The sequence below is a fragment of the Stenotrophomonas sp. CFBP8994 genome (assembly GCF_034044835.1).
Classification (GTDB): Bacteria; Pseudomonadota; Gammaproteobacteria; order Xanthomonadales; family Xanthomonadaceae; genus Stenotrophomonas; species Stenotrophomonas rhizophila_A.
The window spans coordinates 222,736-249,037 of record NZ_JAXCWT010000003.1 but is presented as its reverse complement, the minus strand read 5'-3'; the positions used below and the strand labels follow the sequence as shown (position 1 = coordinate 249,037).

Below are 26,302 nucleotides of genomic sequence, written 5' to 3'. Positions count from 1 at the left end.
GGTCATCAAAAAGGGGACGGGGGGACGTTACCAGCGCGGCGGCTTGATCATCTCCAACCCGCGCACCTCGGTGATGCCCAGGCCGGGCGCATCGCTGATGGTGATCTCCGACTCGTTGAAATGTACCCCGCCGGTGACCGGATTGAACTGCCCCAGCGACGGGCCGTCCAGGTCCACCTTGGTGATGATCTCGCTTTTTGCCACCGCCAGGTGCACGGCCGCGGCCACGCTGATGCTCGATTCGATCATGCAGCCGATCATGCACGGCACCCCGTAGATGGCGGCGATGTCGGCAATCCGGATCGCGTTGGACAGCCCGCCGGTCTTCATCAGCTTGATGTTGATGATGTCGGCCGCGCGCTGCTGGATCAGGTCGAACACCTGGCCCGGGTTGAACACGCTCTCATCGGCCATCACCGGCGTGTTGACCCGGTCGGTCACGTACTTCAGCCCGCTGATGTCGGCCGCCTTCACCGGCTGCTCCAGCAGTTCCAGCACCACCCCGGCCTCTTCCAGCGTGCGCATGGCGTGCACCGCCTGCTTGGCGGTCCAGCCCTGGTTGGCATCCAGCCGCAGCAGGGCGCGGCCCTGCACGGCGGCGTGGATCGCCTTCACCCGCTCGATATCCAGCCCGATGTCCTTGCCGACCTTGATCTTCAGCGACTCGAAGCCACGGTCGATCGCCGACAGCGAATCGGCCACCATCTTGTCGATGTAATCCACGCTGATGGTGATGTCGGTGGTGATCACCGGGTCGCCACCGCCCAGCATCTGGTACAGCGGCGCCTTGTGCAGCTGCGCCCACAGGTCGTACACCGCGATTTCCACCGCCGCCTTGGCGCTGGTGTTGCGCTCCATCGACGACTGGATCAGCGCGCAGTTGCGGTTGAGTTCGGCCACGTCCTGGCCGACCAGGCGCGGCTTGATGAAGGTGTTGATCGCCTCGATGATCGAACCGTGGGTATCGCCGGTGATCACCGCCGTGGCCGGCGCCTCGCCATAGCCGGTGTGGCCGGTGTCGGTGCGCACCAGCACCACCACGTCTTCCACCGTATCCACGGTGCGCAGTGCGGTCTTGAACGGGGTTTTCAGCGGCACGCGCAGCATGCCAAGTTCAATGTCGGTGATTTTCATCAAGGAGTCTGGGGCCGGATGCGCTGGATGTTGGTGATGCGGTCGATGTAGCTCACGGTGTCGCTGGCCATCATCGGCTGCAGCGGAGTCACCGAAACGCCGTTGAGGTGAGCCTGCACGCGATTGCCGTCGTGGCCGAACCAGCTGCCGCCGGCGGTGTCGTGGATCATCCACGTCTGCCCGTCGAGCTGGCCGATGGTGACCATCACGTGGCCGGGAATGTAGACCAGGTCACCCACCTGCAGCTGCTGCACGGCCGCGTTGCGCCTGTCCTTGCCGTCCTTGTCGCTGAAGGCGATGCGGTCCAGCGCCGGGCTGACTGCCTGCGCGCTGGTATTGCGCGGCACCAGCACGCCGAAGCTGCGGTAGATCTCGGACACGAAGCCGCTGCAATCACGCGTGTCGTAAGAATGGCCCCAGCCGTAGCGCTCGCCCAGGAACTTGAACGCCTGGGTGAGCACGTTGCGCGGGGTCAACGGCAGGTAATCGCTGGCGGTGTCCTGCGAACGCGGCAGCAGCGCCGGCACCAGCGCCAGCGTGCCATCGGCATTGCGCACCGGCAGCTGCACCACGTGCGCGGCGTGCGCCTGCTGGCCGTTCACGGTCTGGTTGAGCGGCCAGTCGGCCAGCACCGGCACGCGCACGCCCATCTCCAGCTGCAGCCGCGACACGCGCGGCTCTTCCGGGGTGAATGCGGTGAAGGCGGTGGCGCCGGTCACTACCCGGTAAGGACCCTGCTGGCCGTAGCCCAACACGGTGTCCGCGCTGCCAATGCCAACGTAGCGCTTCTCAATCCACGCCGAATAGCGCTCGCTGGTGACGAACAGCCACTGGCCGTCGGCGCTTTCATGCAGCACCGCCACCGCGTCGCCGGGGAACAGCGCCGATTCCTGGAAGCGGTCGATATCGGTGTCGCCCTGCGCGGTGAACACCCGCAGCGCGGTGGGGAACGCACGCAGCGCCGCGCGGTGGGTCACCAGCCCGTACTGCAGCGGGCGCTCGGCGGGAATGGCCGCCAGGGCCAGGTTCGCCTCGATGGCGGTACGTGCCGTGGCGGGAATCGGCTGCTCGTCTTCGCCGAACAACGGCTTCGTCGGCCAGCGCGACAGCGCCTGGATGTCGGCCAGCACCCGCGCACGCGTCAGCTGGGCAGGGAGCGCGCGCAGGTCATGGATGGAGTCGTCTTCAGCGCGCATCCGCGAGTTCTGCGCGGCAATGCCGGCGCGATCCAGGATCACCCGGTCGGCATCGGGCAACCGGGCCGCCCAGAACGCCGGGTCGAGGTAGGCCTCGCGCAACTCGGTCACGCCGCCGAATGCCGCCGGCGGCGCAAAGGGCGCGTCGGCCCAGGTCGCGCCGGCGGGCAGCAGCGTCAGCGCCACCAGCAGGGCGCGCGCCAGCCACGCAGGCCGCACGGGGCGGCGGGGGGAAGCCTGGATCATGGAGCGGTCACCCTCCTCGAAAGCGTCAGGAATATTTATTCCTTTTTCCAGCGAAAGCAAGAATAAATTATTGACCACCTGTCAGGCCCGTGTTACACAGCGATTACCACCTGCACCTTGGGAAGTGTCGCCGTGGATCTGCCCGTACGCAAACCGCGTTCTCCTGCCTCGACCTTCGCCCGGCGCGCCGCAACGGCGTGCCTGCTGCTGGGCATTGCCTCGGCCGGGGCGCAGGGGCCGGCGCTGGATGCGGTGGTGGTGCAGATCGACCACGGTGACTTTGCCGCTGCCGATGCCCGCATCGCTGCGGCCATCAACGACCCCGCGCTCAGCGCAGAGGCACGTGCCGCCTATGCGTTCCAGCGCGAGCGGATGCGCCGCATGCGCCTGGACTTCACCCTGGACGGGGCCGCCGCCAAGGCCCTGGTGCGCAAGCAGATCCCGGACCTGCGCGATGACGAGTTCGCGCGCTGGGATGCCGCCGGCCTGATCGAACACCTGGATATCGACGGTGAACGCCGCTACTTCAAGCGCGCGCCAGCCAACCTGTTCCGGGTCAGCGCCGAAGCCAAGGCACGCCGCGCGCCCAGCGTCCCACTGCCGGTGGATGGCCCGTACGAGAATCTCGCCCCGCACCATGAAGAAGTGATCGCGGCGGCCAAGGCCAGCGGCACCAGCAGCGTGGTGCCGCGCCGTGTGGAAGTCACCCAGTCGATCACGGTCAAACCCGATGCCGTGCCCGCCGGCGAACTGCTGCAGGCATGGATTCCTTACCCGCGCGCCATTCCCGGCCAGCAGGAAGACATCAGCTGGATCGGCCCCAAAAGCGGCGCAGTGATCGCGCCGGAAGCCGCCCAGCAGCGCACCGTCCATCTGCAGCAGAAAGCAGTGGCAGGCAAGCCGACCCGCTTCGAGATCCGCTACGCCGTCACCGTCTACGCCCGCCACATCGAGATCGATCCGGCCAAGGTGCTGCCCACGCCGGCCGATGCGGCGCTGCAGCCCTACCTGGCCGAACAGCCGCCGCACGTGGTGTTCACCCCGGTGTTGCGCGCGTTCTCACAGCGCGTGGTCGGCAATGAAACCCATCCGTACCGCATCGCCCAGAAGCTGTTCGACGCGGTCGATCAGATCCCGTGGGCCGGCGCCCGCGAATACTCCACCATCTCCAACATCAGCGACTACGCCCTGCACGCCGGCCACGCCGACTGCGGCCAGCAGACGCTGCTGCTGATCGCGTTGCTGCGCCTCAACGGCATTCCCGCGCGCTGGCAGTCCGGCATGGTCTATTCGGACGATGCCGTGGGCTACAACAACCTGCACGACTGGGGCGCGCTGTACCTGGCCCCGTATGGCTGGGTGCCGATGGATGTCACTACCGGCCGCCTGCAAAGCGCGGACCCGGCGCTGCGCGACTTCTACTTCGGCGGGCTCGATGCCTACCGCATCGCCTTCAACGACGATTTCCAGCAGCCGTTCCAGCCGGCCAAGCAGCACCCGCGCTCGGACACCGTGGATTCGCAGCGCGGCGAAGTCGAATGGTCCGGCGGCAACCTGTACTTCGATCAATGGAATTACGACTTCCAGTCGCACGTGGTGCCTGCCACACCGCGGTAGCACCCCACCGTTGGTGGGGTGATCAACATTAATTTTTCACCCTTGAAGGAGAGAGCAGGGAATGAAAGCGAACGGTTTGAAGCGGGCGGCGCTATGCGTCGCATTGGGTGCGTGTTTCGGCAGCGTGCTGCCAACGGTTGCATACGCACAGGCAGTCAGTGGTGCGGTGGCCGGCCGGGCCAGCGCCGGTGACCAGGTCACCGTGGTCAGCAACAGCACCGGCCTGACCCGCACCGTCACCGCCAGCGCCGATGGCAGCTATCGCCTCGGCCAGCTGCCGGTAGGCGATTACCAACTGCAGCTCAGCCGCGACGGCCAGAAGCTCGGCGACCCGGTGGCGGTCAGCGTGGCCATTGGCGGCACCACCACGGTGAACCTGGCCAGTGGCGGCGGCGTGGTCAACCTCGATGCCCTGCAGGTAATCGGCACGCGCGTGGTCAACCGCGTGGACGTATCCACCACCGAAACCTCGTTCAACGTCAACCGCCAGGAACTGCAGCGCCTGCCCGTGGCGCAGGACCTCAGCGCGGTGGCGCTGCTGGCGCCCGGCGTGGTCGGCGGCAACTCCACGTTTGGCGGCCTGTCCTTCGCCGGTTCCTCGGTGGCCGAAAACGCGGTGTTCATCAACGGCCTCAACGTCACCGACATGTACACCCGGCGCGGCTTCTCCAGCGCACCGTTCGCCTTCTTCAGCGAGTTCCAGGTCAAGACCGGGGGCTACTCGGTGGAGTTCGGCCGTTCCACCGGCGGCGTGATCAACGCGGTGACCCGTTCGGGCAGCAACGAACTGCAGGGCGGCGTGGAAGTCACCGCCGAACCCAGCGCGTGGCGCTCCAGCGGCCGTGACCATTTCCACCGCGACGGCACCGCGCATTCCTATGCCAGCCGTGACGACAGCTCGTTCTTCAAGACCAACGTCTGGGGCTCGGGCGCACTGGTGCAGGACAAGCTGTTCCTGTTTGCCATGTACGAAGACCGCAATGACCATGGCCACAACACCTCCAACGACGCGCTGACCTGGTTCAAGAACGAAGCCAACAACGGCTTCTGGGGCGCCAAGCTCGACTGGAACATCACCGACAACCACAGCCTGGCCCTGTTGGCGTTCTCCGACGAAGGCGATGTCACCAACGGCTCCTACAACTATGACTGGGACGAGAACCAGATCGGCGGATGGGGCGGCGATTCGGTGACCGAAAGCGGCGGCCGCAACTACTCGGCCACCTACACCGGCCACTTCGGCGAGAACTTCACTGCCCGCGCCATGGTCGGCCAGAACAACCAGCGTGCGTTCACCAGCTCCTCGCTGGATGAAGCCTGCAGCCCGGTGTTCACCGACCCCAGCTATGCCTCGCGCCTGGGCCAGCTCAACGGCCTGCGCCCCGGCTGCCACCCGACCGGCGCTGCCGTGGCCGAGCGCGACGACACCCGCGACGTGGCCCGCCTGGACTTCGAATGGCAGCTCGGCCGCCACCTGCTGCGCTTCGGCGTGGACCGCGAGCTGATGACCACCGAGCAGTCCACCCGTTACCCGGGCCCGACCCAGCTCAGCTACACCGCCTACGTAGCCCGCCCCGGCGATGAAGTGTGGGATGGCGCCAACGCCTTCGTGCCGCCGGGTGTCACCGAGATGCTGCGCGGGCGCAACCGCGTGTCCGGAGGTACCTTCGAAACCGAAGCCAACGCCTTCTACCTGGAAGACATCTGGAACGTCACCAACAACCTCATGCTCAACCTGGGCGTGCGCTGGGACCGCTTCGAGAACCGCACCGCCGATGGCAATGCCTTCATCAAGATGGACGACCTCATCGCACCGCGCGTGGGCTTCTCCTGGGACGTGAAGGGTGATGCCACCACCAAGCTGTTCGGCAACGCCGGCCGTTACTACCTGCCGGTGACCAACAACATCAACGTCAACTTCGCCGGCGGCCTCACCGACGAGTACTCCTACTTCGTGTTGAACGGCTGGCAGCAGCAGGCCAACCCGGTCACCGGTGCGCCCTACATGGCACCGATCATCGGCCAGCAGATCGGCCCGGTGGATACCCGCATGAACACCGGCGCGGCCGACCTGCGCCAGAGCGTGGACCGCGACCTCAAGGCCGTGTACCAGGATGAATACATCCTCGGCTTCCAGAGCATGATCAACCAGGCCTGGTCGTGGGGCGTCAACGCCACCTACCGCACCATGGACCGCGCGCTGGACGACATGCGCCTGAACTACACCCCGTGCGGCCCGACCGGCACCACCCTGTGGCCGATCGCCAATCCGGGCGAAAGCCTGACCATCTGGGGCGACTCCAGCATCGGCTGCACCACCGAAGGCTGGATCACCATCGATACCGCCAACAGCGGCTACCGCAAGGGCGGCAGCGGTGAAGTGGTGGGCTACTCCAAGCCCAAGCGCACCTACAAGGCACTGGAATTCCAGATCGATCGCGCATGGGACGAGAAGTGGCTGTTCAACGCCTCCTACCTGTGGTCGCGCAGCGACGGCAACTTCGAAGGCCCGGTCAACTCCGATACCGGCTACGGCGACACCGGCATGGTCCAGCACTGGGACCACCCGTCCAACAACGAACGCTATGGCGTACTGTTCAATGACTTCCGCCACCAGTTCAAGCTGCGCGCTGCCTACGCGCTCAACGAACAGTGGTCGTTCGGCACCACGCTGCAGGTGCAGTCCGGTGGCCCGATCACCGCCTTCGGCGTGATGTGGCCCAACGACACCGTGGCTGGCGGCAGCACCTCCAACGAAAGCGGTGGCGGCGGCACCGGCTGGCTGTGCGTGGCCAACTGCTCCGGCCCGTACGACCAGCGCCAGTTCGAATACACCCCGCGCGGTGCCTATGGTCGCCTGCCGTGGACCTGGACCATGGGCGCCAATGTCACCTGGCGCCTGCCGGTGGAAGGCATCGACCTGAGCGCCCGGCTGTCGGTATTCAACCTGTTCAACAACCAGACCGTCATCAACGTCCACCAGCGTTACGAAGCCCAGCCGGGCCAGTACCGCGAGAACACCTTCAACACCGGCACGCGCTGGCAGGCCCCGCGCTACACCCAGCTGATGGTGACCTGGAACTTCTGATAGACAGCGCGGGGGACGGCAGGACCGTCCCCCGCCGATACGGTAACCATGCACACGCCTCCGTTCCGATCCACGACGCTGCTGCTGTCCCTCGCCCTGGCGGCCGCATTGCCTGCGTCAGCGGCCGGCCCGTCCCCGTTCACCCCCATGCTGGACGCCACCGTCGAACACCATCACCTGCCCGGCATCGCCATGGCGGTGGTCGACAACGGCCAGGTGGTATTCACCGGCACCCGTGGCGAACGCCGCGCCGGCAGCGGCGAGCCGATCGACGCCGACACCCTGTTCAAGATCGCCTCCAACAGCAAGGCGATGACCGCCGCAGTACTGGCGCGGCTGGTCGACCGTGGCCTGCTCGCCTGGGACGACCCGGTGACGAAGTACCTGCCGCAGTTCCGCATGCGCGACCCGTGGGTCACCCAACACATGCAGGTCCGCGACCTGCTCATCCACAACAGCGGGCTCGGCCTGGGTGCGGGCGACCTGATGCTGTGGCCCGAACCCAATGCGTTCACCCGCACCGACATCATTGCCGGCCTGGAACATCTCAAGCCGGTCACCAGCTTCCGCAGTGGCTACGCCTACGACAACCTGATGTACGTGGTGGCCGGTGAAGTGGCCGCCGCCGCCGGGGGCAAACCCTATGACCAGCTGCTGCGCGAGGAAGTGTTCAGCCCGCTCGGCATGACCCGCTGCCAGGCCGGCACGTGGTCGGTGGCGAAGGTGGGCAACGTCGCGCAACCGCATGCCCGGCGCGGGAGTGGCAATGTGGTCGTCAACGCCGATACCGACGTCGCCCCGGACCTGACCTCGATGGCGGCCGGCGGCATCCGCTGCAGCCTGCGCGACATGACGCGCTGGATGCAGGTCCTGCTGGATCCCACGCGGGTGCCTGGCTGGCTCAGTGAACCCCAGCGCCGCGCGCTGTGGACCGCGCACATGCCCATGCCGCTCGGCGAACGCCAGCGCCGCTGGGACAACGCGCACTTCTCCGCCTATGGCTACGGCTGGCGCCTGTCGGACATGGACGGGCAGTGGAAGGTCGCCCACACCGGCACGCTGTCGGGCATGTATTCCTCGCTCGCGCTGCTGCCGGACCGCAAGGTGGGCGTGGTGATCCTGATCAACGGCGAAGGCGAGGATGCGCGCACCGTGCTGATGCAGGCCGCGCTGAAGCACTACACCGCCCCGGCGCAACGACAGACCGTTGCCGGTTACACCGAACAACTGCAGGCCGAACGAACCCAGCGCCGCAGCACCACCCACGCGCTGCCAGACACAACCGCCCGCAAAGCCGCCGGCGTCGCCGCTACCGCGCAATGGCAAGGCCTCTATCGCGACCCTTGGCTGGGCCAGGCGCGCCTGTGCCCTGAAAACAACACCGTGCGCTTCAGCGTGGACAAATCGCCCACACTGCGCGGAACCGTGATGCAGCTCGATTCCCGCTGGCTGGTGCAGTGGGATACCCTCGGGGCGGATGCAGAACCCTGGCTGCAGGTGGAGCCGGGCACCCCGCCGACGCTCCGCCTGAGCGCGATCGATCCGGACATCGACTTCAGCTATGACTACCAGGACCTGCACTTCACCCGCATCGGCGATTGCCCTTAGCCTGCTGCTCGCCCTGGCCGCGCCCGCGGTGGTCTCGGCCCAGCCGGTCCACATCGCCCTGGTGCGCACCGCCGAACAGGCCGGCCTGGTCGACATCACCACGCTGGCGCCGGATATCAAACTCGACATGCGCTACGCCGGCAGCAACAACTTCACCGGCCGCCCGGTGCCGGGCTACGAAGCGCCCAAATGCTTCCTGCTGCGACCGCCCGCCAAGGCGCTGAGGTGGAAGCCGACCTGCGCGCCAATGGATACGGCCTGCAGCTGTTCGACTGCTACCGCCCCGCACAATCGGTACGGGCCTTCGTGGACTGGGCCAACGACCCGCTGGAGCAGTCGCGCAAGGCGCAGCAGTACCCCAGCCTCGACAAACCCGCGCTGCTGGGCGGCTACATCGCCGAAACCTCCGGCCACAGCCGGGGCGCCACCGTCGACCTGGGCCTGCTCGACTGCCGCAGCGACCCCTGCCGCGTGGTCGACATGGGCACCGATTTCGACTTCTTCGGCCCGCGCGCGCATACCAACGCGCCCGACATCACCCCCACCCAGTACCGCAACCGCCAGACCCTGCTGCAGGCCATGCAGCGCCAGGGCTTTGCCAACTATCCGCAGGAATGGTGGCACTTCACCCTCACCCCCGAGCCCAGCCCGACCACCGCCTTCGACGTGCCGGTGCGCTGAGCCCCTGCGTCCGGGCGGCGCGCCGCTACAATGCGCGCTCCCCCAACGCCCGGACCACGATGAACCTGCCGCTGCACTTTGGATTGCTGGGCACGCTGGAAGCCGGGCTCATCGCCCTGCTGGTCGGCCTGCTGGTCTACGCACTGTGGCACCGGGTGTGCCGCTGGGCGGGGTGGTCCGACGGGCATGCGATTGGCTGGGCCTGCGTGATGTCCGTGGTCGCGTCGGCCGGCATCGATGCCTGGAACCTGTTCTACATGGGCATGATGCGGCTGGAGTCCCCGCTGTATGCACGCCTGTTCCTGGCCACCATCCACGATCCGAACGAACTGGGCTCGCGGGTGGTGATTGAAGTGGCTGGTGCGCTGGGCGGTGTTGCGCTGGGCTGGCTGATATTCAGTTCCCGCTCAGGCGAAAAAAACGCCAGCAACCCCTGAGTTTTCGTTCGCATCCGGTTAAATCCGCGCCGATTGAATGATCGTCTTACCAACCGCTCACCTGCGCGTAACCGCAGGGGTAACGGAGCGCTGCGCGCGTGTGGTTAAGACTGTGTGCGCAGGCCGGTTGCAGGGCAAGGTCGATTCACAAACGGGGTGTCAGTGTGGGGCCGTGCGGAAAACAACGAGCCGCGCAACATCCCACAAGGAGACCACCCGATGACTATTCGCAACCGCAAGCCCCTGATCGCCCTGATCGTCGCCGCCGGCAGTGTTCTGGCCATTCCGGCGATGGCACAGACCGCACAGCAGAGTGCCGCGCAGGCCCAGACCCAGGCCGCGCAGGCCCAGCAGTCGGCGGCCCAGGCAGACCAGGCGGCAGATGCGGCCACCGGCGCGGCTGCCCAGGCCTCTGCGCAGGCCGGCGGCGGTGGCGGCCAGACCTGGGCCAGCGTCGATACCGACGGTGACGGCGCCATCAGCAAGACCGAGGCCCAGGTGAACGCAGGCCTTGCCCAGGTGTTCGACCAGGCCGACACCAACAAAGACGGCAAGCTCACCCCGGACGAGTACAAAGCCTACGTCGCCGCCCAGCAGGGCGCCGCAGCCGGCGGCAACGCCGCCCCGGGCCGCTAACCACGCAACTGCCTGAAACCGCTGGACAACGGTGAATGGCCTGGAAGGGCGGCTTGGGCCGCCCTTCCTTCTTTTGCGCTTGGTATCCTTGCCCGATGATGACCTCCATGCCAGCGCCCACCGGCGCCATCGGTCTGGTCGGTTTTGACGGTGACGACACGCTGTGGAAGAGCGAGGACTATTACCGCAAGGCCGAGCAGGATTACCTCGACATCCTGTCGCGCTACATCGACGTGCACGACACCGCCACCGCGCGCCACCTGCTCGAAGTGCAGCAGCGCAACCTCGGCGTGTTCGGTTACGGCGTCAAGGGCATGACCCTGTCGATGCTGGAAGCGGCCATCGAGATCACTGAAAAGACCATTGCCGCACGCGACCTGCAGCTGATCCTCGACATCGGCCATGACACCTTGCGCCACCCGGTGGAGCTGATTGATGGCGTGCGCGAGTCCGTCGCCGAAATCGCCCGCGAGTATCCAGTGGTGCTGATCACCAAGGGCGACCTGTTCCACCAGGAAGCCAAGATCAAGGTGGCCAACCTGCGTGACCTGTTCCCGCGCATCGAGATCGTGTCCGAGAAGGATCCGGAAACCTACGCGCGCGTGCTCGAAGAGTTCGACCTGCCGATGGAGCGTTTCGTCATGGTCGGCAATTCGCTGCGCTCGGATATCGAACCGGTGGTCACCCTGGGCGGTTGGGGCATCCACACACCTTATGCGGTGACCTGGGCGCATGAAACCCAGCATGGCGTGGCCGCCGATGAGCCGCGCATGGTCGAAGCGGCCACCGCGTTCGACTGGCCGCAGGCCCTGCGCGCCATTGAAGCCAAGGCGGCGGGCGGCTGAGCCGGTGAAGCGCCTGCGCCTGCTGCTGGTTGCCCTGCTGCTGTGGCTGCCGTTGCTGGCGGCCGCGCAGCAGACCCCGGAAAAATCCCAGGCTTACCAGGTCCACACCGGTGACGTCTGGGTTGATGACCAGCTGCAGGACATCAACCACTACGCCGAGCGCTACCCGGAGAGCTTCCTCGACGAGGTCGCGCGCTACGCCAGTGTCCCGCGCGATTACATCGCCGCGCTGTTCTACACCCATGGCTGGCAGGCGGGTGACATCTACTTCGCCTGCTTCTGGGCCAAGGCCACCGAGCGCTCCTGCCGGGATGCCGTGCAGGCCTGGTCGCGCTTCGTGCCCGACGAAGGCGAAGACAAGCGCTGGGCCGACGTGGTGACCAACATGCCGGTCACCCCCAGCAACACGCATTGGCGCACCCTGCGCCACGCCATCGTGGCCAGCCACGACCACTGGGACCGCCCGGTCACCCTCGACGCCACCCTCAAGCGCCAGCTCGGCGACCGCGCCCAGCGCGACAAAGCCGCTGCTGACGCCGAAACCAAACGCGCCCGCTGACCCTCCAGGCCCCATCTGCGCCGGACTACATGAACTTCGGCGGGGACGGCTCCTGCTCCGCTCGTCGGTCATGCGTTACCGGGTGTTGACCCGTTATCGGCGGTCGTTTGGGAACCAACCCTACCCATCCATGCGCCGCGTGGGGCACTCCCCCCAATGCTGCTGTGCACCTCGCCCGGTACGGCCCACCTCGGCGACAATGGGCACCTGCTGTTCCCCGTGATCCGTTGCCGAGTACGTAATGAGCGCCGACCGTTTCGTTTCACCCGACGATATCCGCAGCCTGTTCGCCCAGGCCATGTCCACCATGTACCGCACCGAAGTGCCGCTTTACGGCACCCTGGTCGACCTGGTGGCCGAGATCAACGATGCCGTGCTCACCGACAACCCGGCACTGGCCGAGCAGCTCGAGCGCAATGACGAGCGCGGCCGCCTGGCGCAGGAACGCCACGGCGCCATCCGCGTCGGCACCGCCGAGGAGCTGGCCACCCTGGGCCGCCTGTTCGCCGTCATGGGCATGTACCCCATCGGCTACTACGACCTCTCCGTGGCCGGCGTTCCGGTGCATTCCACCGCCTTCCGCCCGCGCACCGCATCGGCGCTGGCCGCCAACCCGTTCCGCGTGTTCACCTCGCTGCTGCGCCTGGAACTGATCGAAGACGAAGCCCTGCGCGACGAATCCGCGCGCATCCTCGCGCGCCGCCGCATCTTCACCGATGACGCGCTGGCGCTGATCGAGCAGGCAGAACGCGAAGGCGGCCTGGACCAGAACGATGCCCGCCGTTTCGTGCTGGCCGCACTGGAAACCTTCCGCTGGCACAGCGATGCCACCGTCTCGCTGGCCACCTACGAGGCATTGAGCAACGCACACCGCCTGGTGGCCGACGTGGTCAGCTTCCGTGGCCCGCACATCAACCACCTCACCCCGCGCACGCTGGACATCGACGCCGCGCAGGCCGGCATGCTCGCCCGTGGCATCGACGCCAAGGCCGTGGTCGAAGGCCCGCCGCCGCGCCGCTGCCCAATCCTGCTGCGCCAGACCAGCTTCAAGGCGCTGGAGGAAACGGTGAGCTTCCCCGATGGCGAAGGCGCCGATGCCGGCACCCACACCGCGCGCTTCGGCGAGATCGAACAGCGTGGCCTGGCCCTCACCCCCAAGGGCCGCGCGCTGTACGACCAGCTGCTGGCCCAGGCCCGCGATGCCGGCGGCGCCGGCAGCACCGGGCAGGATTACCCCACGCGCCTGGCCGCAGCGTTCACCGCCTTCCCGGACGACCACGACACCCTGCGCCGCGAAGGGTTGGGCTACTACCGCTACGCCCTCACGGACGCCGGCCGCGCCAACCCGGCCGCCGTGGGCGACCTGCCGGCCGAAGCGCTGGTAGCGGCAGGGATGGCCAGTGCCGACCCGATCGTCTACGAAGATTTCCTGCCGGTCAGTGCCGCAGGCATTTTCCAGTCCAACCTCGGCGGCGAAGAACAGCGCGCCTATGCCGCCCATGCCAACCGCGATGCGTTCGAGCAGGCATTGGGCATGAAGGTCGAAGACGAGTTCGTGATTTACGAGCGCCTGCAGCAGGAATCGCTCGATAGTCTGCGAATCTAATTGGCAACGGCATGCGCCGGTAGGGTCGCATCCCAATCGACCGCCGTGGAATTTTCCGCGTTCGGTTGTGGCATGACCTCCGGCGGGGACGGCGTTTGTTTTTGCCCGGGGTCATGCGTTACCGGACGTTGCACCGTTATCGGCGGTCGTTCGGGAACCGACCCTACCATCGCGAACAAAAAACGCCGGGAAATCCCGGCGTTTTTTTGTTGCAACCACTCAGGCCTTCATCGTCCCCGTATCCAACCACCGCTGGTGCCACGACAACGCTTCGGGCAACAGGTGCGGAGTGTGCTTGCCATAACTGTCCCGGCTGGCCCGCTCGAAATAATCATTGAGCTGGTCGCGGAAATCCGGGTGCGCGCAATTATCGATCACCACCCGCGCACGCTTGCGCGGCGGCAACCCACGCAGATCCGCCAACCCCTGCTCGGTCACGATCACCGACACATCGTGCTCGGTGTGGTCCACATGGCTCACCATCGGCACGATCGCCGAAATGGTGCCGTTCTTCGCCGTGGACGGGCTCAGGAACGCCGACAGGAACCCGTTGCGCGCGAAATCACCCGAACCGCCAATGCCGTTCATGATCCGCGTGCCCATCACATGCGTGGAATTGACGTTGCCGTACAGATCCACCTCGATCATCCCGTTCATGCCGATGCAGCCCAACCGGCGCACCAGTTCCGGGTGGTTCGAAATCTCCTGCGTGCGCATGATGATGCGCTCGCGGTAGAAATCGATGTTCTCCTTGAACGTTTCATTGGCCTGCGGGCTCAGCGCGAACCCGGTGCACGAGGCATAGCTCAGCACCCCGTCGCGCAGCAGGTCTAGCATGCCGTCCTGGATCACCTCGGTGAACGCGCTGAGGTCGCGGAAGCCGCTCTTGCCCAACCCTGCCAGCACTGCATTGGGAATATTGCCCACGCCGCTCTGCAGCGGCAGCAGGTTGGCCGGCAGGCGGCCGCGCGCCACTTCGTGCTGCAGGAACTCGATCAGGTACGCCGCAATCTGCTCGCTGGTGGCATCGATCGGGCTGAACGGGCTGTTGCGGTCCGGGCCGTTGGTGCGCACCACCGCCACGATCTTGTCCGGGTCGCAGCGCAGCGCCGTTTCACCGATGCGGTCGTTGCCGTGCACCAGCGGAATCGGCTTGCGGTGGGGCGGCAGCGCCGTGCCGTAGTAGATGTCGTGCATGCCGTCCACGCCGGCCGGCTGCCATTCGTTGACCTCGACGATCACCTTCCTGGCCAGGTCCAGCCAGGTCTTGTTGTTGCCCACCGAAGTGGAAGGCACCAGCGAACCGTCTTCGCGGATCGCCGACACCTCGATCACCGCCGTATCGATCTCGCCATAGAACCCGAACCACACATGCTGGGCCACGTGGCTGAGGTGGATGTCGATGTAGTCCAGCAGCCCCGCATTGATGCGGTTGCGCGCGTCCGGGTCGCTCTGGAACGGCATGCGCATGGCGATGCCATCGGCCTTGGCCAGCGCGCCGTCCAGTTCCGGCGCGGTGGACGCGCCGGTCATCAGGCTGATCTGGAAGGGCAGGTTGTCGGCGTGGAAGGCCTCGATGCGCTGGGCCAGCGCCACCGGCACCGCCTTGGGGTAGCCCGAGCCGGTGAAACCACTCATGGCCACCGTTTCGCCCGGCTGGATCAGCGCGGCGGCGGCTTCGGCAGATACAACGCGAGCGCGCAGGCGCGCGTCGGCAATGCGATCAACGGACATGACGACTACGTTTTGTGGGGGATATTCATTATCCGCCATCGCACCACCGTCCCGGGTGCGACCAAGGTGGAATGGCGTTCTCCCGGTATATGAGGTCCTATTCAGTTAAATGAGGGCATCTGTACCCGCCAGTATTGTTTTGCAGTGCAGCGTGCAACTTGTTCGCGGAGCCTAGAAGATCGCCCTGCATCCCGACGTGGGGGAGGGAGCAGAGCCCGCTGGCAGTTCGCTGCAAGCGGGCTTTTTTATGTCCAGAATTTGGCAGGTGCCCTATTCATTCACGGGGACACCACGGTGTGGCCGCCCTGCGGTAGGGTCGCATCCCAATCGACTGCCGTGGCACCGCCCGCGTTCGGTGGGGCATGACCTCCGGCGGGGAAGGCGTTTGCGTTGTCCAACGGTAATGCGTCACCGGGCGTGGACCCGTTATCGGCGGTCGTTTGGGAACCGACCCTACGCCCGCGCCGCATACACGGACCCCCACACGCACCGTGCCATTCGGGTGCCGCGTGCGGCCCCATGCATAATCGCCTTATGCCGATTTCCGCCGATGCCGTTCCCGCCGCCCTTGTCCCGCTCGTCGACCGCGCGCTTGCGCGTCTTGCGTTCAGCCTGAACGACTCAGGCAACTGGCCGCCGCCGGAACCGGTCCTTGCCAAGCTCCGCCTGCTCGCCATCACCAGCGACTTCGCCCTCGACACCCTGTGCCGGCAGCCCGCGCTTCTGTCGCAATTGACCCAAACCGATTGCCCGCCACTGCCGCTCCCGGAACTGGATCCCCAGCAGCCCGCCGACTGGCCCGTGCGACTGCGCCGCTACCGCACCGCCTGCTCCAGCCGCCTGATCTGGCGCGACCTCGAAGGCCTCGACGACGTACCCGCCACCCTGGCCGGCGCCACCCGCCTGGCCGAGGAATGCCTGGGCCTGGCGCTGGCCGCGCTGGAACAGGAATTCGCCACCCGCCACGGTGTGGTCCGCGCCGCCGATGGCAGCACCCAGCAACTGGTGGTGTTCGGCCTGGGCAAGCTGGGCGGCGGCGAACTCAATTTCAGTTCCGACGTGGACCTGGTCTACGCCTACCCGCAGGGCGGCGAATCCGACGGCCCGCGCCCGCTCGCCGCCGAGGAATACTTCGCCCGGCTCGGCCAGCGCCTGGCGCGCCTGCTCGATGAAACCACCGTGGACGGCTTCAGCCACCGCGTCGACCTGCGCCTGCGCCCGTTCGGCAGCGCCGGCCGCGTGGCGCTGTCCTTCGCCGGCATGGACCAGTACTTCCAGCGCGAAGGCCGCGATTGGGAACGCTACGCCTGGCTCAAGGCGCGCGCCGTGGCGGGCGACATCGCCGCCGGTGAAGCGTGGCTGCAGACCCTGCGCCCGTTCGTCTACCGCCGCTACCTCGATTTCACCGCGCTCGATGGCCTGCGCGAAATGAAGGCGGCCATCACCGCCGAAGTCTCGCGCCGCGACATGTTCGACGACATCAAGCGCGGCCCCGGCGGCATCCGCGAAATCGAATTCCTGTCCCAGGCGCTGCAGCTCATCCGCGGCGGCCGCGAAGCCAGCCTGCGCGAGCGCCGCCTGCTGCATGCGCTGCCCGCCCTGGTCGCCTGCGGGCAGATGGCGCCGGAGGATGGCGCAGACCTGCTGCACGCCTACCGGTTCCTGCGCCGCCTGGAAAACCGCCTGCAGATGCTGCGCGATGCCCAGACCCACGCACTGCCCACCGACCCCACCGACCGCCTGCGCATCGCCTGTGGCCTGGGCTACGCCGACTGGGACGCGCTGCTGGCCGCACTCGATGTGCAGCGCGACCGGGTCAGCACCGAGTTCGCCGCGCTGCTCGCCCCGCGCGCCGGCCAGGCCGCCCCCGATGCGCTGGCCAATTACTGGCGCGGCCTGCCCGACAGCGGTGATGCCGAGGTGCTGGCCAATGCCGGCTTCCATGATCCCAACGGCGCCGACCAGTCGCTGCGCGACTTCGCCCAGTCACTCGGCGTGAAGTCGCTCAGCGACAACGCGCGCGCACGTCTCGACCGCGTACTGCCCGCACTGCTGCACGCCGCCACCCGCTCGCCGCAGCCCGACGCCGCGCTCAAGCGCGTGCTGGGCCTGCTGCAGGCCATCCTGCGCCGCACCAGCTACCTCGCACTGCTCGACGAACAGCCCAGCGCACTGGCCAGGCTGGTGGATGTGCTCGCCCGCAGTGCGCTGCTGGCCGAGCGCATCGCCGCCTACCCGCTGCTGCTGGACGAACTGCTGGATGTGCGCGTGTCCGGCCCGATGCCCGATGCCGCCGCCATGCAGGCCGAGTGCGATGCCCCGCTGGCCGTGGACGACCCCGAAGCCGCGCTGCGCCTGCTCAATGAAACCCGCCTTGCGCTGAGCTTCCGCATGGCCCTGGCCACGCTGGATGGCCGCCAGCGCGCCGTGGACAGCACCCGCCAGCTCGCCCAGCTCGCGCAGGCGGTGGTGGTCACCGCCTTGGCGATGGCCGATGCGGACATGCGCCGCGCGCACGGTGAAGTGCCGGGCGGGCGGTTTGCCATCATCGGCTACGGCAGCCTGGGCGGGTTGGAACTGGGGTTCGGCTCGGACCTGGACCTGGTGTTCCTGCACGACCACCCGGCCGACCAGGACAGCAGCAACGGCGCCCGCCCGCTCGACCCGGGCCGCTGGTACGCACGCCTGGCGCAGAAGGTGATGGCGCTGCTGGGCGCGGTCACCGCTGCCGGCCGCCTGTACGACATCGACGTGCGCCTGCGCCCGGATGGCGGCAAGGGCTCGCTGGTGTCCTCGCTGGCCAGCTACACCGAATACCAGCGCGAGCGTGCCTGGACCTGGGAACACCAGGCCTTGGTCCGCGCGCGTGGCATCGCCGGTGACGCCAGCCTGCTGGCCGATTTCGAACGGATCCGTGCCACCACGCTGGCGCGCCCGCGCGAGCGCGAGGTGCTGTACGCCGACGTGGTGAAAATGCGCGGCCGCATGCGCACCGAACTGGACCGCAGCGACGCCGCGCGCTGGGATCTGAAGCAGGGCGCCGGTGGCATCGTGGACCTGGAGTTCCTGCTGCAGACCGGCGTGCTGGACAGCGCCGGCACGCACCCGGAGGTGCTGGAGCCGCGGGACACCCCCAGCCTGATCGACCAGCTGGCCGGCATCGCCTGGCTGCCGGGCGGCACGCGCGACGCGCTGCACGAAGCGCACGCCGCGCTGCTGGACGTAGGGTTGGCCTGCACGCTGGACAGAAGGCCGCGCCTGGCGGTCCTGACCCCCGCGTTGGAAGAAGCGCAACGCGTAATCACCGCCACCTGCGAAGCAGCAGAGCTGCCCTTCGCCGATACCGGCGCAAGGTCCGGTAACGCATGACCCCGGGCAAAAACAAACGCCGTCCCCGGCAATGTTCATGCCGCAACCGAACGCGGGCAACGTAACGGCGGTCGATAGGGATGCGACCCTACCGCCGAATCGCGGGCAATGCGGCACGGGATACGTGCACTATCGCGGGCAATGCGGCATGGCCGGCAACCGGGATACATGCACTATCGCGGGCAATGCCGCATGGTCGGAAACCGGGATACATGCACTGGTAGGGTCGGTTTCCAAACGACTGCACGTATGGGTGCAACGTTCGGTAACGCATGACCTTGGGCAAAAACAAACGCAACACCCGCCGACGTCCACGCCCCAACCGTCGCCCGGTTTCACGCCGTGCGCGGCGCCATCTTCCACAGCAACGCGCGGAACGGCGCCAGCAGGAACACACCAATCGCCAGCTTCACCGCCAGGTCGCCCGCTGCCCAGCTCACCCACGGCAGACTCGAACCGGCGAACGCGATGCTCCAGAAAATCGTCGTATCCAACGTCGCACTGCACGTGGTCGCCACCATCGGCGCGCGCCACCAGTGCCCCCGGCGCAGCCGGTCGAACACGGTGATATCCAGCAGCTGCGCGGCAATGAACGCCAGGCACGAGGCCACCGCAATGCGCGGGGTCGCAATCCAGATCGACAGCAGCACCGCCAGCGCAAACCCCGCCCACGCCACCCGCCGTGCCGCCGCCGGGCCAAACCGGCGGTTGATCAGGTTGCTCACCAGGAACGCCACCGGGTAGCTGAAAGCGCCCCAGGTCAGCCAATCGTTGATCGGGTACTGCACCAGCACGTTCGAACCCAGCACCACCGCGCCCATGGCCAACACCGCCAGCAGCAGGGAGCGCGGGGTCAATGGGGCAAACACGATGGCAGGGCGGGCGGTCATGGCGGAGCAGCTGGAGGGGAGGGGGCGCATTATCGAGGCACTCTCCCGGCGTCGCCAGTTTCCCGGCCTTCGTTCGGCGCCCTGGCTGACGTACCATAAGCGTCCTAAGGACGCTTATGGTACGTCAGCGATAGTGTCCAGATGTTAACAATCCAGGAAACTGACCCTGGCTTGCACGGGTGTGACTTGAAGCTCAGCAACAAGCGTGGTATACAATCAACGTCCTTAGGACGTTGATTGTATACCACGCCAACTGACGCCCAAGGAGGGTCCGCGTAGTCATGTCCTACCTCCCCGCCATCGCCTGGCGCGACGCCCTCGATCTCAAGATCCGCCAAGAGTTCACCCTGCCAGTCATCAGCAATCATGGGCTGGCGGTCATCCTGACTCAGCTGCTCGCGAAAGATGAATACGAGGGCAGGGCTATCCGCCCGCCGCGCAGTGGCCTGAATCGGGACGCTTTCCTCTCAGGCCGCAAAGCTCTGTTGGAGCGCGGCGCCCTTCTCCTGCCCGAACGGGGCCTGCCCCAGTCCCTGATGCGAGTGCCTGGTCGGAAGGACGCCTCTCCAGGGGAAGTGATGTGCGCCATCGATCCATTCGGCCACATCGCGTTCCTGAGTGCGATGGAGTTCCACGGCCTCACCAACCGGCTGCCCAAACTCCTCTACTTCGTCACCTTCGACACGGCGTCGTGGCGAACGCTTGCCGAACAGAGAATGGAGCACGAGCTCGGCGGGCAGCTGGCCGCGTTTCAGGAGGCAGACCTGCCCCCGCTGCAGTACTCGGTCATCAAGCGCCTCAACGGCGTGGTCATCGAAACCCTGCGTACCAAGGAAGCTGGGCATTGGCGGTATGCCATGGATGGGGCGATTCGCGTCACGGGCATCGGCCGCACGTTCCTCGACATGATCAAGCGCCCAGACCTCTGCGGTGGCATCCGCCATGTCATTGAAGTGTTCGAAGAACATGCACGGATGTACCTCACGCCCATCCTTGCCGAGTTCAACACACACGGCGGAAAAATCGACCGCGTACGTGCTGGTTACATCCTCAATGAACGATGTGGGATAGAACGTCCAGAAATCGATGCGTGGGTTGCCGATACTGCACGCGGTGGCTCGCGGAAGCTCGACCCGCAGGCCGAATACGCATCAGAGTTTTCTGAAAAGTGGAGTCTCTCAATCAATGCCTAGCCTGCTGCATGACATCCCTGCATGGGTCCGCACCACGGATCCGCGTCAGGCGGTCATGCGCCAAGCGGTGCATTGTGTCCTGGAGGCGATCGCCCGCACACCGCGACTTCGCACGTTACTGTGCATGAAGGGCGGCATCCTGATGGCGCTGCACTACGCGAGCCCGAGGTACACCACGGACATCGATTTCTCCACGCCCAAGCCGTTCACTGAAGCGGCCGAGCAGGAGACGCTCGCGTTGATGGCTGAGGTTCTGCCGGGAATGGGGGAGCTGCTCGGACACGACGTAGAATGCCGTCTGCAGGGGCACCGGGTAAAGCCGAACCGGCAGGGCACCCGGGTAAGTCTGACCATGAGCGTCGGCTACGCGCTGAAGGGCACCGCCGCCCACCGAAGGTTGGTTGCCGGCCAGTCGCCTTTCTCACTGTCACTCGACTTCAGCTTCCGCGAACGCATTCCTGCGTTCGAAGAGGTGGAGATCGGTGAAAGCGGTCACCTTTGCGTGTACGGGCTGACCACCCTCGTTGCCGAGAAGATGCGGGCGCTGCTGCAGCAACCCATCCGCAACCGGAATCGTCGGCAGGACGTCTTCGACCTCAACTACCTGCTCACCCAACGTGCTGAGCTTCATCTGTCCCAATGGCGGGCGGAGGTGCTGAGCGATCTTCGCATCAAGTGCGAAGACCGCGATGTGCCGCTCAGCGCAACCGCATTCGATGATCCGGACATCGCGACGCGCGCCGAGCAGGATTACGACACGCTGCGGTCGGAAATCGAAGGCGAGGTGCCTGAGTTTGCACCTGCCTTCGAAAGGGTTGCTGCCTACTTCCGCGCGCTGCCCTGGTAACGGGCGGGTTCGCCTACCAGCGTTCGCTCAGGTTGCTGGCCGCCGCATCGGTGGTGGGCAGGAACGCCAGCTGCGTGCCCTTCGCGTCGGCCACCATCCAGCCGGCACCGGCCTCGGTGGGCGTGAAGGCCAGTACATCGCCGGCTTTCAGCGCCTGCGCGGGGTTGTCGTCGCGCGCCGGCCATTGCACCACGGCCAGGTCGGCGGGTGCCTCGGGATTCTTCAGCGCCACCTGGTAGGCGCCGTCAGCCTGGCGCTCCACCTTCTCCACAGTGAGCGGCGGCAACGGGCCGGCCTTCGCCCCGGCAGCGCCGGTGCCCTTGTCCTTGGCCGCAGTGCGCCGCTCCGAACCCTTGGCCGAGCCCTTGAAGCCCGCCGCCGTCAGCCAGATCGGCGCGGTGACCACCGCGATGCTCACATACGCGCTGATCGCCGCGTAGCTCACCGACTGCTGGCTCGGAGTGAAGTTCTGCGCACCGGCCTGCGGTGCTGCAATGGCCACGCTCAGGGCCACCGCCAGAATCGAATAACGCTTCATGCCAACTCCTTCTGCAAAGGGAAAAATCGTTACGGCTTCGGCGCCGCCATCCCGGCCACCGGCACATGCGCCACGCTCAGCTCCTGCGCCAGCGCCTTGCGCTGCTGCAGGAAATCGAAGACTGATTCCACCGTCACCACCGAATAGTCGCCGGAAATGCGCTCACTGGCCGGGTGGTCGGTGGTGGCGGCATTGGCCGAGAAGAACCGCGCGCCCAAGCGCTTGCCCACCCCGATGTGCAGCGAGCTGGGCTGGTAGTGCTGTTCCTTCAACCACGCCTGCACCTGCGCACGGCGCACCAGCAGCGTGCCGTCGCGCGATTGCGCCATTGCCGCCGCCAACACTTCCAACACCCACTGGTTGGAGTTCTGGTATTCAACGCTGAAGGGGTAGGCCACCACGCTGTAACGCGGCTCGTGCAGCGCCTTGGCCTGGATGCCCGGCGCGGTGAGCATGGCCTTCAAGGTTGCGCGCACCGCAGGCGTGGGCACGCCCACGCGCAGATCGGTATGCGTGCCGGTTTCGCCGATGAAGTTGCTCAGCCCTTCATGGAACAGCGAAGACTCCGGCGACTTGCAGTGGTTCAACAGATGCACCGCGCGCCAGCTGCCATCGTCCTCGCGGACCGCGAAGGCGAGGTGGCTGTGGCGCAGGCCGTATCTGCTCAGGTCTTGGCCACCGCGCGCGATGACCACCACATCCACGCCGTCGAGCGCTTCCAGTGTTTCATCGGCGCGTTGTGCCACATCGAACATCGACGCCAGCGCGGCCGGGGTAGGGTGGCGCTCCATGCATTCGGGCTGTTGGGATTGCGCCTGTGCCGCAGGCGCGGCCAGCAGCAACGCCGCGCACAGCAGTGCCGGCAGCGCGAGGCGCTTCAATGGCGGGTGCTCAGGCAATCCGGGGCAGGGCAGATCCATTGCGTTTCAGTCTCCAGCGGTACGGGGCCGCGTCGGCATCATAGCGGCATCAGGCTGTGTGCCGGCTAACAGTCGGCGCTACCGTTGGTGTCGACGATGCGGTATTGGCGGCCACGTAGTGACACCCCATGGGTGTCATCGCGGTACCAGATTACTCAGCGGCTCAACTCGCGCGCGCATGATTCGCTCACCGGCGCAGGCTGATCCTCCGGCGGCCAGCGCTCCTTCTTCTGCTCGTCCGTTCGCGGCGGCTGGTTGCGATACGCGGTGAGCTCCTTATGGCAGCTCCACGACACCGCATCCTGCCCGGCAGGCATGCTCGAACACCCCGCCATCAACACAACCATCAACGCCACTACAGCACTGCGCATACGCACGCTCCTTCCCTGGTGAACCCCGAATCTAACGGCATCGCCACCGCATCGGTAGCCGCCCGACCACCGCCGTTAAGCCGGGATACCCAAAGCCTCGCGCACCTGCGCGGCAATCCGTCCGGTCTCGCGCAGCGGTTCGATCGGCCCGGGATACCCCCAATCCAACCAGCGCTCCTGCAACCGCCCGCGCGCACGCAGCGCCTGCTGGAACTGCACCATCCTTCCCTGCGCCTGCTGTTCCAGCGCCACCGCCACCGGCAGCCGCGTCCCGCACGCTTCAGACAGCAGGTTCACCGAATCGGGCGACACCACGATGCGGTCGGCCCAGCCCAGCAACCCCGCATATGGGTTCACCCCGTCACCACCATCGCCCCAGATCACCCCGGGCACATCCGCAAATGCGCTACGCAGCGCACCCACCAGCGCCGGCGGCGTACGCCGCGAGGTGGTGGCCAGCAGGCTGCCACCCTCGGCGCGCAGCTGTCCGGCCAGCTGCTGGAACACGTTCACCATGTCCGGCTCGTGCCACGGCGCGTGCGCGGTCGGCCCACCCACCAGCAGCGCGGTGCGCGGCCCGGGCAGGTCGCCGAAGGGGGCAAACGCCGCGCGGCCCACCGTGAGCCAGTCGTCGTCCACCGGGTTCAGGCTGCCCAGCAGGGTAAGTACGTTGCTGCCACGCAGGGCATCGTGTTCGGGCACCACCAGCAGGTCCCAGTGGCGCGTGCCCAGCCGTGGGTCCAGGATCTGCACCACCTTGCTGCCGTGCCGGCGCAGCTCGCGCAGCGCCCCCGCCGCCTGGCGGCCACAGCCCACCGCCAGCTCGGGCGGTTGCGCAGTCAATGTCGCGAATGCCTCACCAAAGCCCTGTGCCATGCCCGGCAGCCAGCGCGGCGCCACCCATTTCCAGGGCGCGCGCGGCAGCAGCACCAGCGGGCGATGCACCCCCAGCTTCAATGCCGTGGCCAGGGCCACTGCCTGCCGCACATTGCCGGCACGGCCGTCAGTGATCGTCCAGGGCGGACTCCATCGTTTCACGTATGGCATTAATTCGTTTCAGTCAGGCTGGGTGTTGCAACAGTCGCGACACTCTACACTGCCAACCTTCGCCGACCGCGCAGTGCCCCGTAAAGGTAGCGCACGGCGTGCGGGATTCCTTCTTCGTCCAACGTGTTTTACCGGAGGCTTCATGTCCAACGTGCTCAACGATGCTGCGCTTGACCAGTTGTTCCGTACCGCCCGTACCCAGAACGCTTTCCTCGACAAGCCGGTCGAAGACAGCCAGCTGAAGGCGCTGTACGAACTGCTGAAGTGGGGCCCCACGGCCGCCAACGGCAGCCCGGCGCGTTTCGTGTTCGTGAAGTCGCCCGAAGCCAAGGCCAAGCTCGCCCCGGCGCTGTCCGAAGGCAACCACGACAAGACCCTGGCCGCCCCGGTCACCGTGATCGTCGCCTTCGACGAAGACTTCCACGAAAAGCTGCCGTACCTGTTCCCGCATACCGATGCCAAGGCATGGTTCGACGGCCCGCGTGAAGGCCGCCACGAATCGGCGTTCCGCAACGGCAGCCTGCAGGGCGCCTACCTGATCCTGGCCGCGCGCGCGCTGGGGCTGGATGCCGGCCCGATGAGCGGTTTCGACCCGGCCAAGGTGGACGAAGCCTTCTTCAAGGGCACCACCATCAAGTCGAATTTCCTGGTCAATCTGGGTTACGGTGATTCTTCGGGCCTGTTCCCGCGGCTGCCTCGCCTGGCCTTCGACGAAGCTGCCCGCATCGAATAAGCGTTTCCGCCGGACCCTGGCCCGTCCGTGCGGACGGGTTGTTTCCTTACTTTTCCCTTTTTCCCTACGAATTCGAGAGAGAACCGACATGACCGTGACCCGCAAACTGCTCCTGCCGCTGGCCCTGACCCTGGCCATCGCCGCCTGCTCCAAGCCGGCTGAAGAAACCGCTGCCCCGGCCGCCGATGCGACCCCGGCTGCTGCCACCACCCCGGCTGCCGAAGCCGCTGCCCCGGCTGCTGCCGCCCCGGCCGCCGAAGCCATCCAGATCGCTTCGGGCACCTACAAGCTCGACCCGAGCCACACCGACGTGCTGGCCCAGTGGAGCCACTTCGGCTTCTCGCACCCGACCGCGCACTTCGGCAGCGCCGAAGGCACCCTGGTGTACGACGCCGCAGACGTGACCAAGTCCACCGTGGAAGTGAAGCTGCCGCTGACCGGCCTGAACAGCTTCACCGCCAAGTTCGACGAGCACCTGAAGAGCGGTGACTTCTTCGACGCCGCCAAGTTCCCGGCCGCCACCTTCAAGAGCACCAAGGTGGAAGCCGCTGGCACCAACAAGCTGACCGTGACCGGCGACCTGACCATCAAGGACATCACCAAGCCGGTGACCCTGGATGTGACCGTCAACGCCGGCGGCGAGCACCCGATGGCCAAGGTTCCGGCCGCCGGTTTCGACGCCACCACCACCATCAAGCGCAGCGATTTCGGCGTCGGCGCGTACGCCCCGAACGTGAGCGATGAAGTGAACATCCGCATCACCACCGAAGCCACCGGCGAAAAGCCGGCTGCCTAAGCGGTAACGATGTAGAACGCAGAAATCCCGCCGAAAGGCGGGATTTTTGTTTGTGCGTAATGAACAACGGGGTGCTGCATTGGTAGGGTCGGTTCCCAAACGACTGCACGGAACGGTGCAACGCTCGGTTACGCATGACCTGCACCGAAGCAAAAGCCGTCCCCGCCGACGTTCATGCCTCAATCGAACGCGGGCAATTCCACGGCAGTCG

The 26,302-nt window shown here is 66.6% G+C and carries 21 protein-coding genes and 1 pseudogene; 14 read left to right on the top strand and 8 right to left on the bottom strand.

The features are described from left to right. Nucleotides 1-27 precede the first annotated feature (27 nt). Together SOM39_RS09600 and SOM39_RS09595 are read right to left on the bottom strand one after the other, a co-directional pair. Nucleotides 28-1,134 (bottom strand): dipeptide epimerase, encoded by a 1,107-nt coding sequence (locus tag SOM39_RS09600; RefSeq protein WP_068848791.1) that lies wholly within the window; start codon nucleotides 1,132-1,134, stop codon nucleotides 28-30. Beyond that, nucleotides 1,134-2,576, bottom strand: coding sequence for an SH3 domain-containing protein (locus SOM39_RS09595; RefSeq protein ID WP_249833643.1), 1,443 nt, complete (start codon nucleotides 2,574-2,576; stop codon nucleotides 1,134-1,136). Before SOM39_RS09595 ends, SOM39_RS09600 begins: the two co-directional genes overlap by 1 nt. A 132-nt stretch (nucleotides 2,577-2,708) precedes the next feature. Here SOM39_RS09595 and SOM39_RS09590 point away from each other — a divergent pair, with 132 nt between their 5' ends. The 9 genes and pseudogenes from SOM39_RS09590 to hglS all read left to right on the top strand — a co-directional run bounded on the left by SOM39_RS09590 (nucleotide 2,709) and on the right by hglS (nucleotide 13,653). Continuing rightward, entirely contained in the window at nucleotides 2,709-4,193 is a 1,485-nt protein-coding gene (locus SOM39_RS09590; RefSeq protein WP_414715866.1) for a transglutaminase-like domain-containing protein, read from the top strand. 61 nt (nucleotides 4,194-4,254) lie between these two features. After that, complete coding sequence (locus SOM39_RS09585) at nucleotides 4,255-7,281, top strand: TonB-dependent receptor (RefSeq protein ID WP_320458209.1); 3,027 nt, start codon at nucleotides 4,255-4,257, stop codon at nucleotides 7,279-7,281. 48 nt (nucleotides 7,282-7,329) lie between these two features. Then, complete coding sequence (locus tag SOM39_RS09580) at nucleotides 7,330-8,889, top strand: serine hydrolase domain-containing protein (protein ID WP_320458208.1); 1,560 nt, start codon at nucleotides 7,330-7,332, stop codon at nucleotides 8,887-8,889. Further along, a pseudogene (locus SOM39_RS09575) lies at nucleotides 8,843-9,570 on the top strand (M15 family metallopeptidase). The gene SOM39_RS09580 and the pseudogene SOM39_RS09575 overlap by 47 nt, the downstream one beginning before the upstream one ends. 59 nt (nucleotides 9,571-9,629) lie before the next feature. Continuing rightward, nucleotides 9,630-10,007 (top strand): hypothetical protein, encoded by a 378-nt coding sequence (locus SOM39_RS09570; protein ID WP_068848803.1) that lies wholly within the window; start codon nucleotides 9,630-9,632, stop codon nucleotides 10,005-10,007. Nucleotides 10,008-10,226: 219 nt separating this feature from the next. Then, nucleotides 10,227-10,643, top strand: coding sequence for a calcium-binding protein (locus SOM39_RS09565; protein WP_095364451.1), 417 nt, complete (start codon nucleotides 10,227-10,229; stop codon nucleotides 10,641-10,643). 95 nt (nucleotides 10,644-10,738) lie between these two features. Continuing rightward, nucleotides 10,739-11,488 carry an HAD family hydrolase gene (locus SOM39_RS09560; protein ID WP_249833647.1) on the top strand — a complete coding sequence of 250 codons (750 nt, stop codon included), beginning with the start codon at nucleotides 10,739-10,741 and terminating at the stop codon, nucleotides 11,486-11,488. Nucleotides 11,489-11,492: 4 nt separating this feature from the next. Continuing rightward, the gene (locus SOM39_RS09555) at nucleotides 11,493-12,047 is read left to right on the top strand and encodes a hypothetical protein (protein WP_320458207.1); all 555 of its coding nucleotides are present in this window, start codon (nucleotides 11,493-11,495) and stop codon (nucleotides 12,045-12,047) included. A 241-nt stretch (nucleotides 12,048-12,288) separates the two neighbouring features. Continuing rightward, nucleotides 12,289-13,653: a 2-oxoadipate dioxygenase/decarboxylase HglS gene (gene hglS, locus SOM39_RS09550; RefSeq protein WP_320458206.1), complete on the top strand. Its 1,365-nt coding sequence runs from the start codon at nucleotides 12,289-12,291 to the stop codon at nucleotides 13,651-13,653. 219 nt (nucleotides 13,654-13,872) lie between these two features. Here the strand turns inward: hglS and SOM39_RS09545 are convergent, their stop codons facing one another. After that, nucleotides 13,873-15,387, bottom strand: a complete 1,515-nt coding sequence (locus SOM39_RS09545) for an acetyl-CoA hydrolase/transferase family protein (RefSeq protein WP_249833650.1) — start codon at nucleotides 15,385-15,387, stop codon at nucleotides 13,873-13,875. 534 nt (nucleotides 15,388-15,921) lie between these two features. On the opposite strand from SOM39_RS09545, the gene glnE reads away from it, so the two are divergent. Then, on the top strand, nucleotides 15,922-18,756 hold the full coding sequence (gene glnE, locus SOM39_RS09540) for a bifunctional [glutamate--ammonia ligase]-adenylyl-L-tyrosine phosphorylase/[glutamate--ammonia-ligase] adenylyltransferase (RefSeq protein ID WP_320458472.1): 2,835 nt from the start codon (nucleotides 15,922-15,924) through the stop codon (nucleotides 18,754-18,756). 335 nt (nucleotides 18,757-19,091) lie between these two features. Here the strand turns inward: glnE and SOM39_RS09535 are convergent, their stop codons facing one another. Next, entirely contained in the window at nucleotides 19,092-19,646 is a 555-nt protein-coding gene (locus SOM39_RS09535) for a queuosine precursor transporter (RefSeq protein WP_217539028.1), read from the bottom strand. A 281-nt stretch (nucleotides 19,647-19,927) separates the two neighbouring features. On the opposite strand from SOM39_RS09535, the gene SOM39_RS09530 reads away from it, so the two are divergent. After that, the gene (locus SOM39_RS09530; protein WP_320458205.1) at nucleotides 19,928-20,839 is read left to right on the top strand and encodes a hypothetical protein; all 912 of its coding nucleotides are present in this window, start codon (nucleotides 19,928-19,930) and stop codon (nucleotides 20,837-20,839) included. Next, nucleotides 20,832-21,686 (top strand): nucleotidyl transferase AbiEii/AbiGii toxin family protein, encoded by an 855-nt coding sequence (locus SOM39_RS09525; RefSeq protein ID WP_184124414.1) that lies wholly within the window; start codon nucleotides 20,832-20,834, stop codon nucleotides 21,684-21,686. The genes SOM39_RS09530 and SOM39_RS09525 overlap by 8 nt, the downstream gene beginning before the upstream one ends. Before the next feature lie 13 nt (nucleotides 21,687-21,699). On the opposite strand, the gene SOM39_RS09520 is transcribed toward SOM39_RS09525, so the two are convergent. From SOM39_RS09520 to SOM39_RS09505, 4 genes are all read right to left on the bottom strand, one after another. Then, nucleotides 21,700-22,224 (bottom strand): hypothetical protein, encoded by a 525-nt coding sequence (locus SOM39_RS09520; protein ID WP_320458204.1) that lies wholly within the window; start codon nucleotides 22,222-22,224, stop codon nucleotides 21,700-21,702. Nucleotides 22,225-22,253: 29 nt separating this feature from the next. Continuing rightward, nucleotides 22,254-23,144: a DUF2145 domain-containing protein gene (locus tag SOM39_RS09515; RefSeq protein WP_320458203.1), complete on the bottom strand. Its 891-nt coding sequence runs from the start codon at nucleotides 23,142-23,144 to the stop codon at nucleotides 22,254-22,256. Between the two features lie 155 nt (nucleotides 23,145-23,299). Beyond that, the gene (locus SOM39_RS09510; RefSeq protein WP_249833654.1) at nucleotides 23,300-23,515 is read right to left on the bottom strand and encodes a hypothetical protein; all 216 of its coding nucleotides are present in this window, start codon (nucleotides 23,513-23,515) and stop codon (nucleotides 23,300-23,302) included. A 75-nt stretch (nucleotides 23,516-23,590) separates the two neighbouring features. Beyond that, nucleotides 23,591-24,562 carry a mitochondrial fission ELM1 family protein gene (locus SOM39_RS09505; RefSeq protein ID WP_320458202.1) on the bottom strand — a complete coding sequence of 324 codons (972 nt, stop codon included), beginning with the start codon at nucleotides 24,560-24,562 and terminating at the stop codon, nucleotides 23,591-23,593. Nucleotides 24,563-24,704: 142 nt separating this feature from the next. Between SOM39_RS09505 and SOM39_RS09500 the strand changes: the two genes are divergently transcribed. Together SOM39_RS09500 and SOM39_RS09495 are read left to right on the top strand one after the other, a co-directional pair. Beyond that, on the top strand, nucleotides 24,705-25,295 hold the full coding sequence (locus SOM39_RS09500; RefSeq protein ID WP_093533002.1) for a malonic semialdehyde reductase: 591 nt from the start codon (nucleotides 24,705-24,707) through the stop codon (nucleotides 25,293-25,295). 88 nt (nucleotides 25,296-25,383) lie between these two features. Beyond that, nucleotides 25,384-26,091: a YceI family protein gene (locus SOM39_RS09495; protein WP_320458201.1), complete on the top strand. Its 708-nt coding sequence runs from the start codon at nucleotides 25,384-25,386 to the stop codon at nucleotides 26,089-26,091. The last annotated feature ends 211 nt before the right edge of the window (nucleotides 26,092-26,302 follow it).

Excerpts from the sequence above, each read along its gene's own strand:
- SOM39_RS09600 (WP_068848791.1), bottom strand. The coding sequence starts at position 1,134 with ATGAAAATCACCGACATTGAACTTGGCATGCTGCGCGTGCCGCTGAAA.
- SOM39_RS09595 (WP_249833643.1), bottom strand. The coding sequence starts at position 2,576 with ATGATCCAGGCTTCCCCCCGCCGCCCCGTGCGGCCTGCGTGGCTGGCG.
- SOM39_RS09585 (WP_320458209.1), top strand. The coding sequence starts at position 4,255 with ATGAAAGCGAACGGTTTGAAGCGGGCGGCGCTATGCGTCGCATTGGGT.
- SOM39_RS09580 (WP_320458208.1), top strand. The coding sequence starts at position 7,330 with ATGCACACGCCTCCGTTCCGATCCACGACGCTGCTGCTGTCCCTCGCC.
- SOM39_RS09570 (WP_068848803.1), top strand. The coding sequence starts at position 9,630 with ATGAACCTGCCGCTGCACTTTGGATTGCTGGGCACGCTGGAAGCCGGG.
- SOM39_RS09565 (WP_095364451.1), top strand. The coding sequence starts at position 10,227 with ATGACTATTCGCAACCGCAAGCCCCTGATCGCCCTGATCGTCGCCGCC.
- SOM39_RS09560 (WP_249833647.1), top strand. The coding sequence starts at position 10,739 with ATGATGACCTCCATGCCAGCGCCCACCGGCGCCATCGGTCTGGTCGGT.
- hglS (WP_320458206.1), top strand. The coding sequence starts at position 12,289 with ATGAGCGCCGACCGTTTCGTTTCACCCGACGATATCCGCAGCCTGTTC.
- SOM39_RS09545 (WP_249833650.1), bottom strand. The coding sequence starts at position 15,387 with ATGTCCGTTGATCGCATTGCCGACGCGCGCCTGCGCGCTCGCGTTGTA.
- glnE (WP_320458472.1), top strand. The coding sequence starts at position 15,922 with ATGCCGATTTCCGCCGATGCCGTTCCCGCCGCCCTTGTCCCGCTCGTC.
- SOM39_RS09535 (WP_217539028.1), bottom strand. The coding sequence starts at position 19,646 with ATGACCGCCCGCCCTGCCATCGTGTTTGCCCCATTGACCCCGCGCTCC.
- SOM39_RS09530 (WP_320458205.1), top strand. The coding sequence starts at position 19,928 with ATGTCCTACCTCCCCGCCATCGCCTGGCGCGACGCCCTCGATCTCAAG.
- SOM39_RS09525 (WP_184124414.1), top strand. The coding sequence starts at position 20,832 with ATGCCTAGCCTGCTGCATGACATCCCTGCATGGGTCCGCACCACGGAT.
- SOM39_RS09520 (WP_320458204.1), bottom strand. The coding sequence starts at position 22,224 with ATGAAGCGTTATTCGATTCTGGCGGTGGCCCTGAGCGTGGCCATTGCA.
- SOM39_RS09515 (WP_320458203.1), bottom strand. The coding sequence starts at position 23,144 with ATGGATCTGCCCTGCCCCGGATTGCCTGAGCACCCGCCATTGAAGCGC.
- SOM39_RS09510 (WP_249833654.1), bottom strand. The coding sequence starts at position 23,515 with ATGCGCAGTGCTGTAGTGGCGTTGATGGTTGTGTTGATGGCGGGGTGT.
- SOM39_RS09505 (WP_320458202.1), bottom strand. The coding sequence starts at position 24,562 with ATGCCATACGTGAAACGATGGAGTCCGCCCTGGACGATCACTGACGGC.
- SOM39_RS09500 (WP_093533002.1), top strand. The coding sequence starts at position 24,705 with ATGTCCAACGTGCTCAACGATGCTGCGCTTGACCAGTTGTTCCGTACC.
- SOM39_RS09495 (WP_320458201.1), top strand. The coding sequence starts at position 25,384 with ATGACCGTGACCCGCAAACTGCTCCTGCCGCTGGCCCTGACCCTGGCC.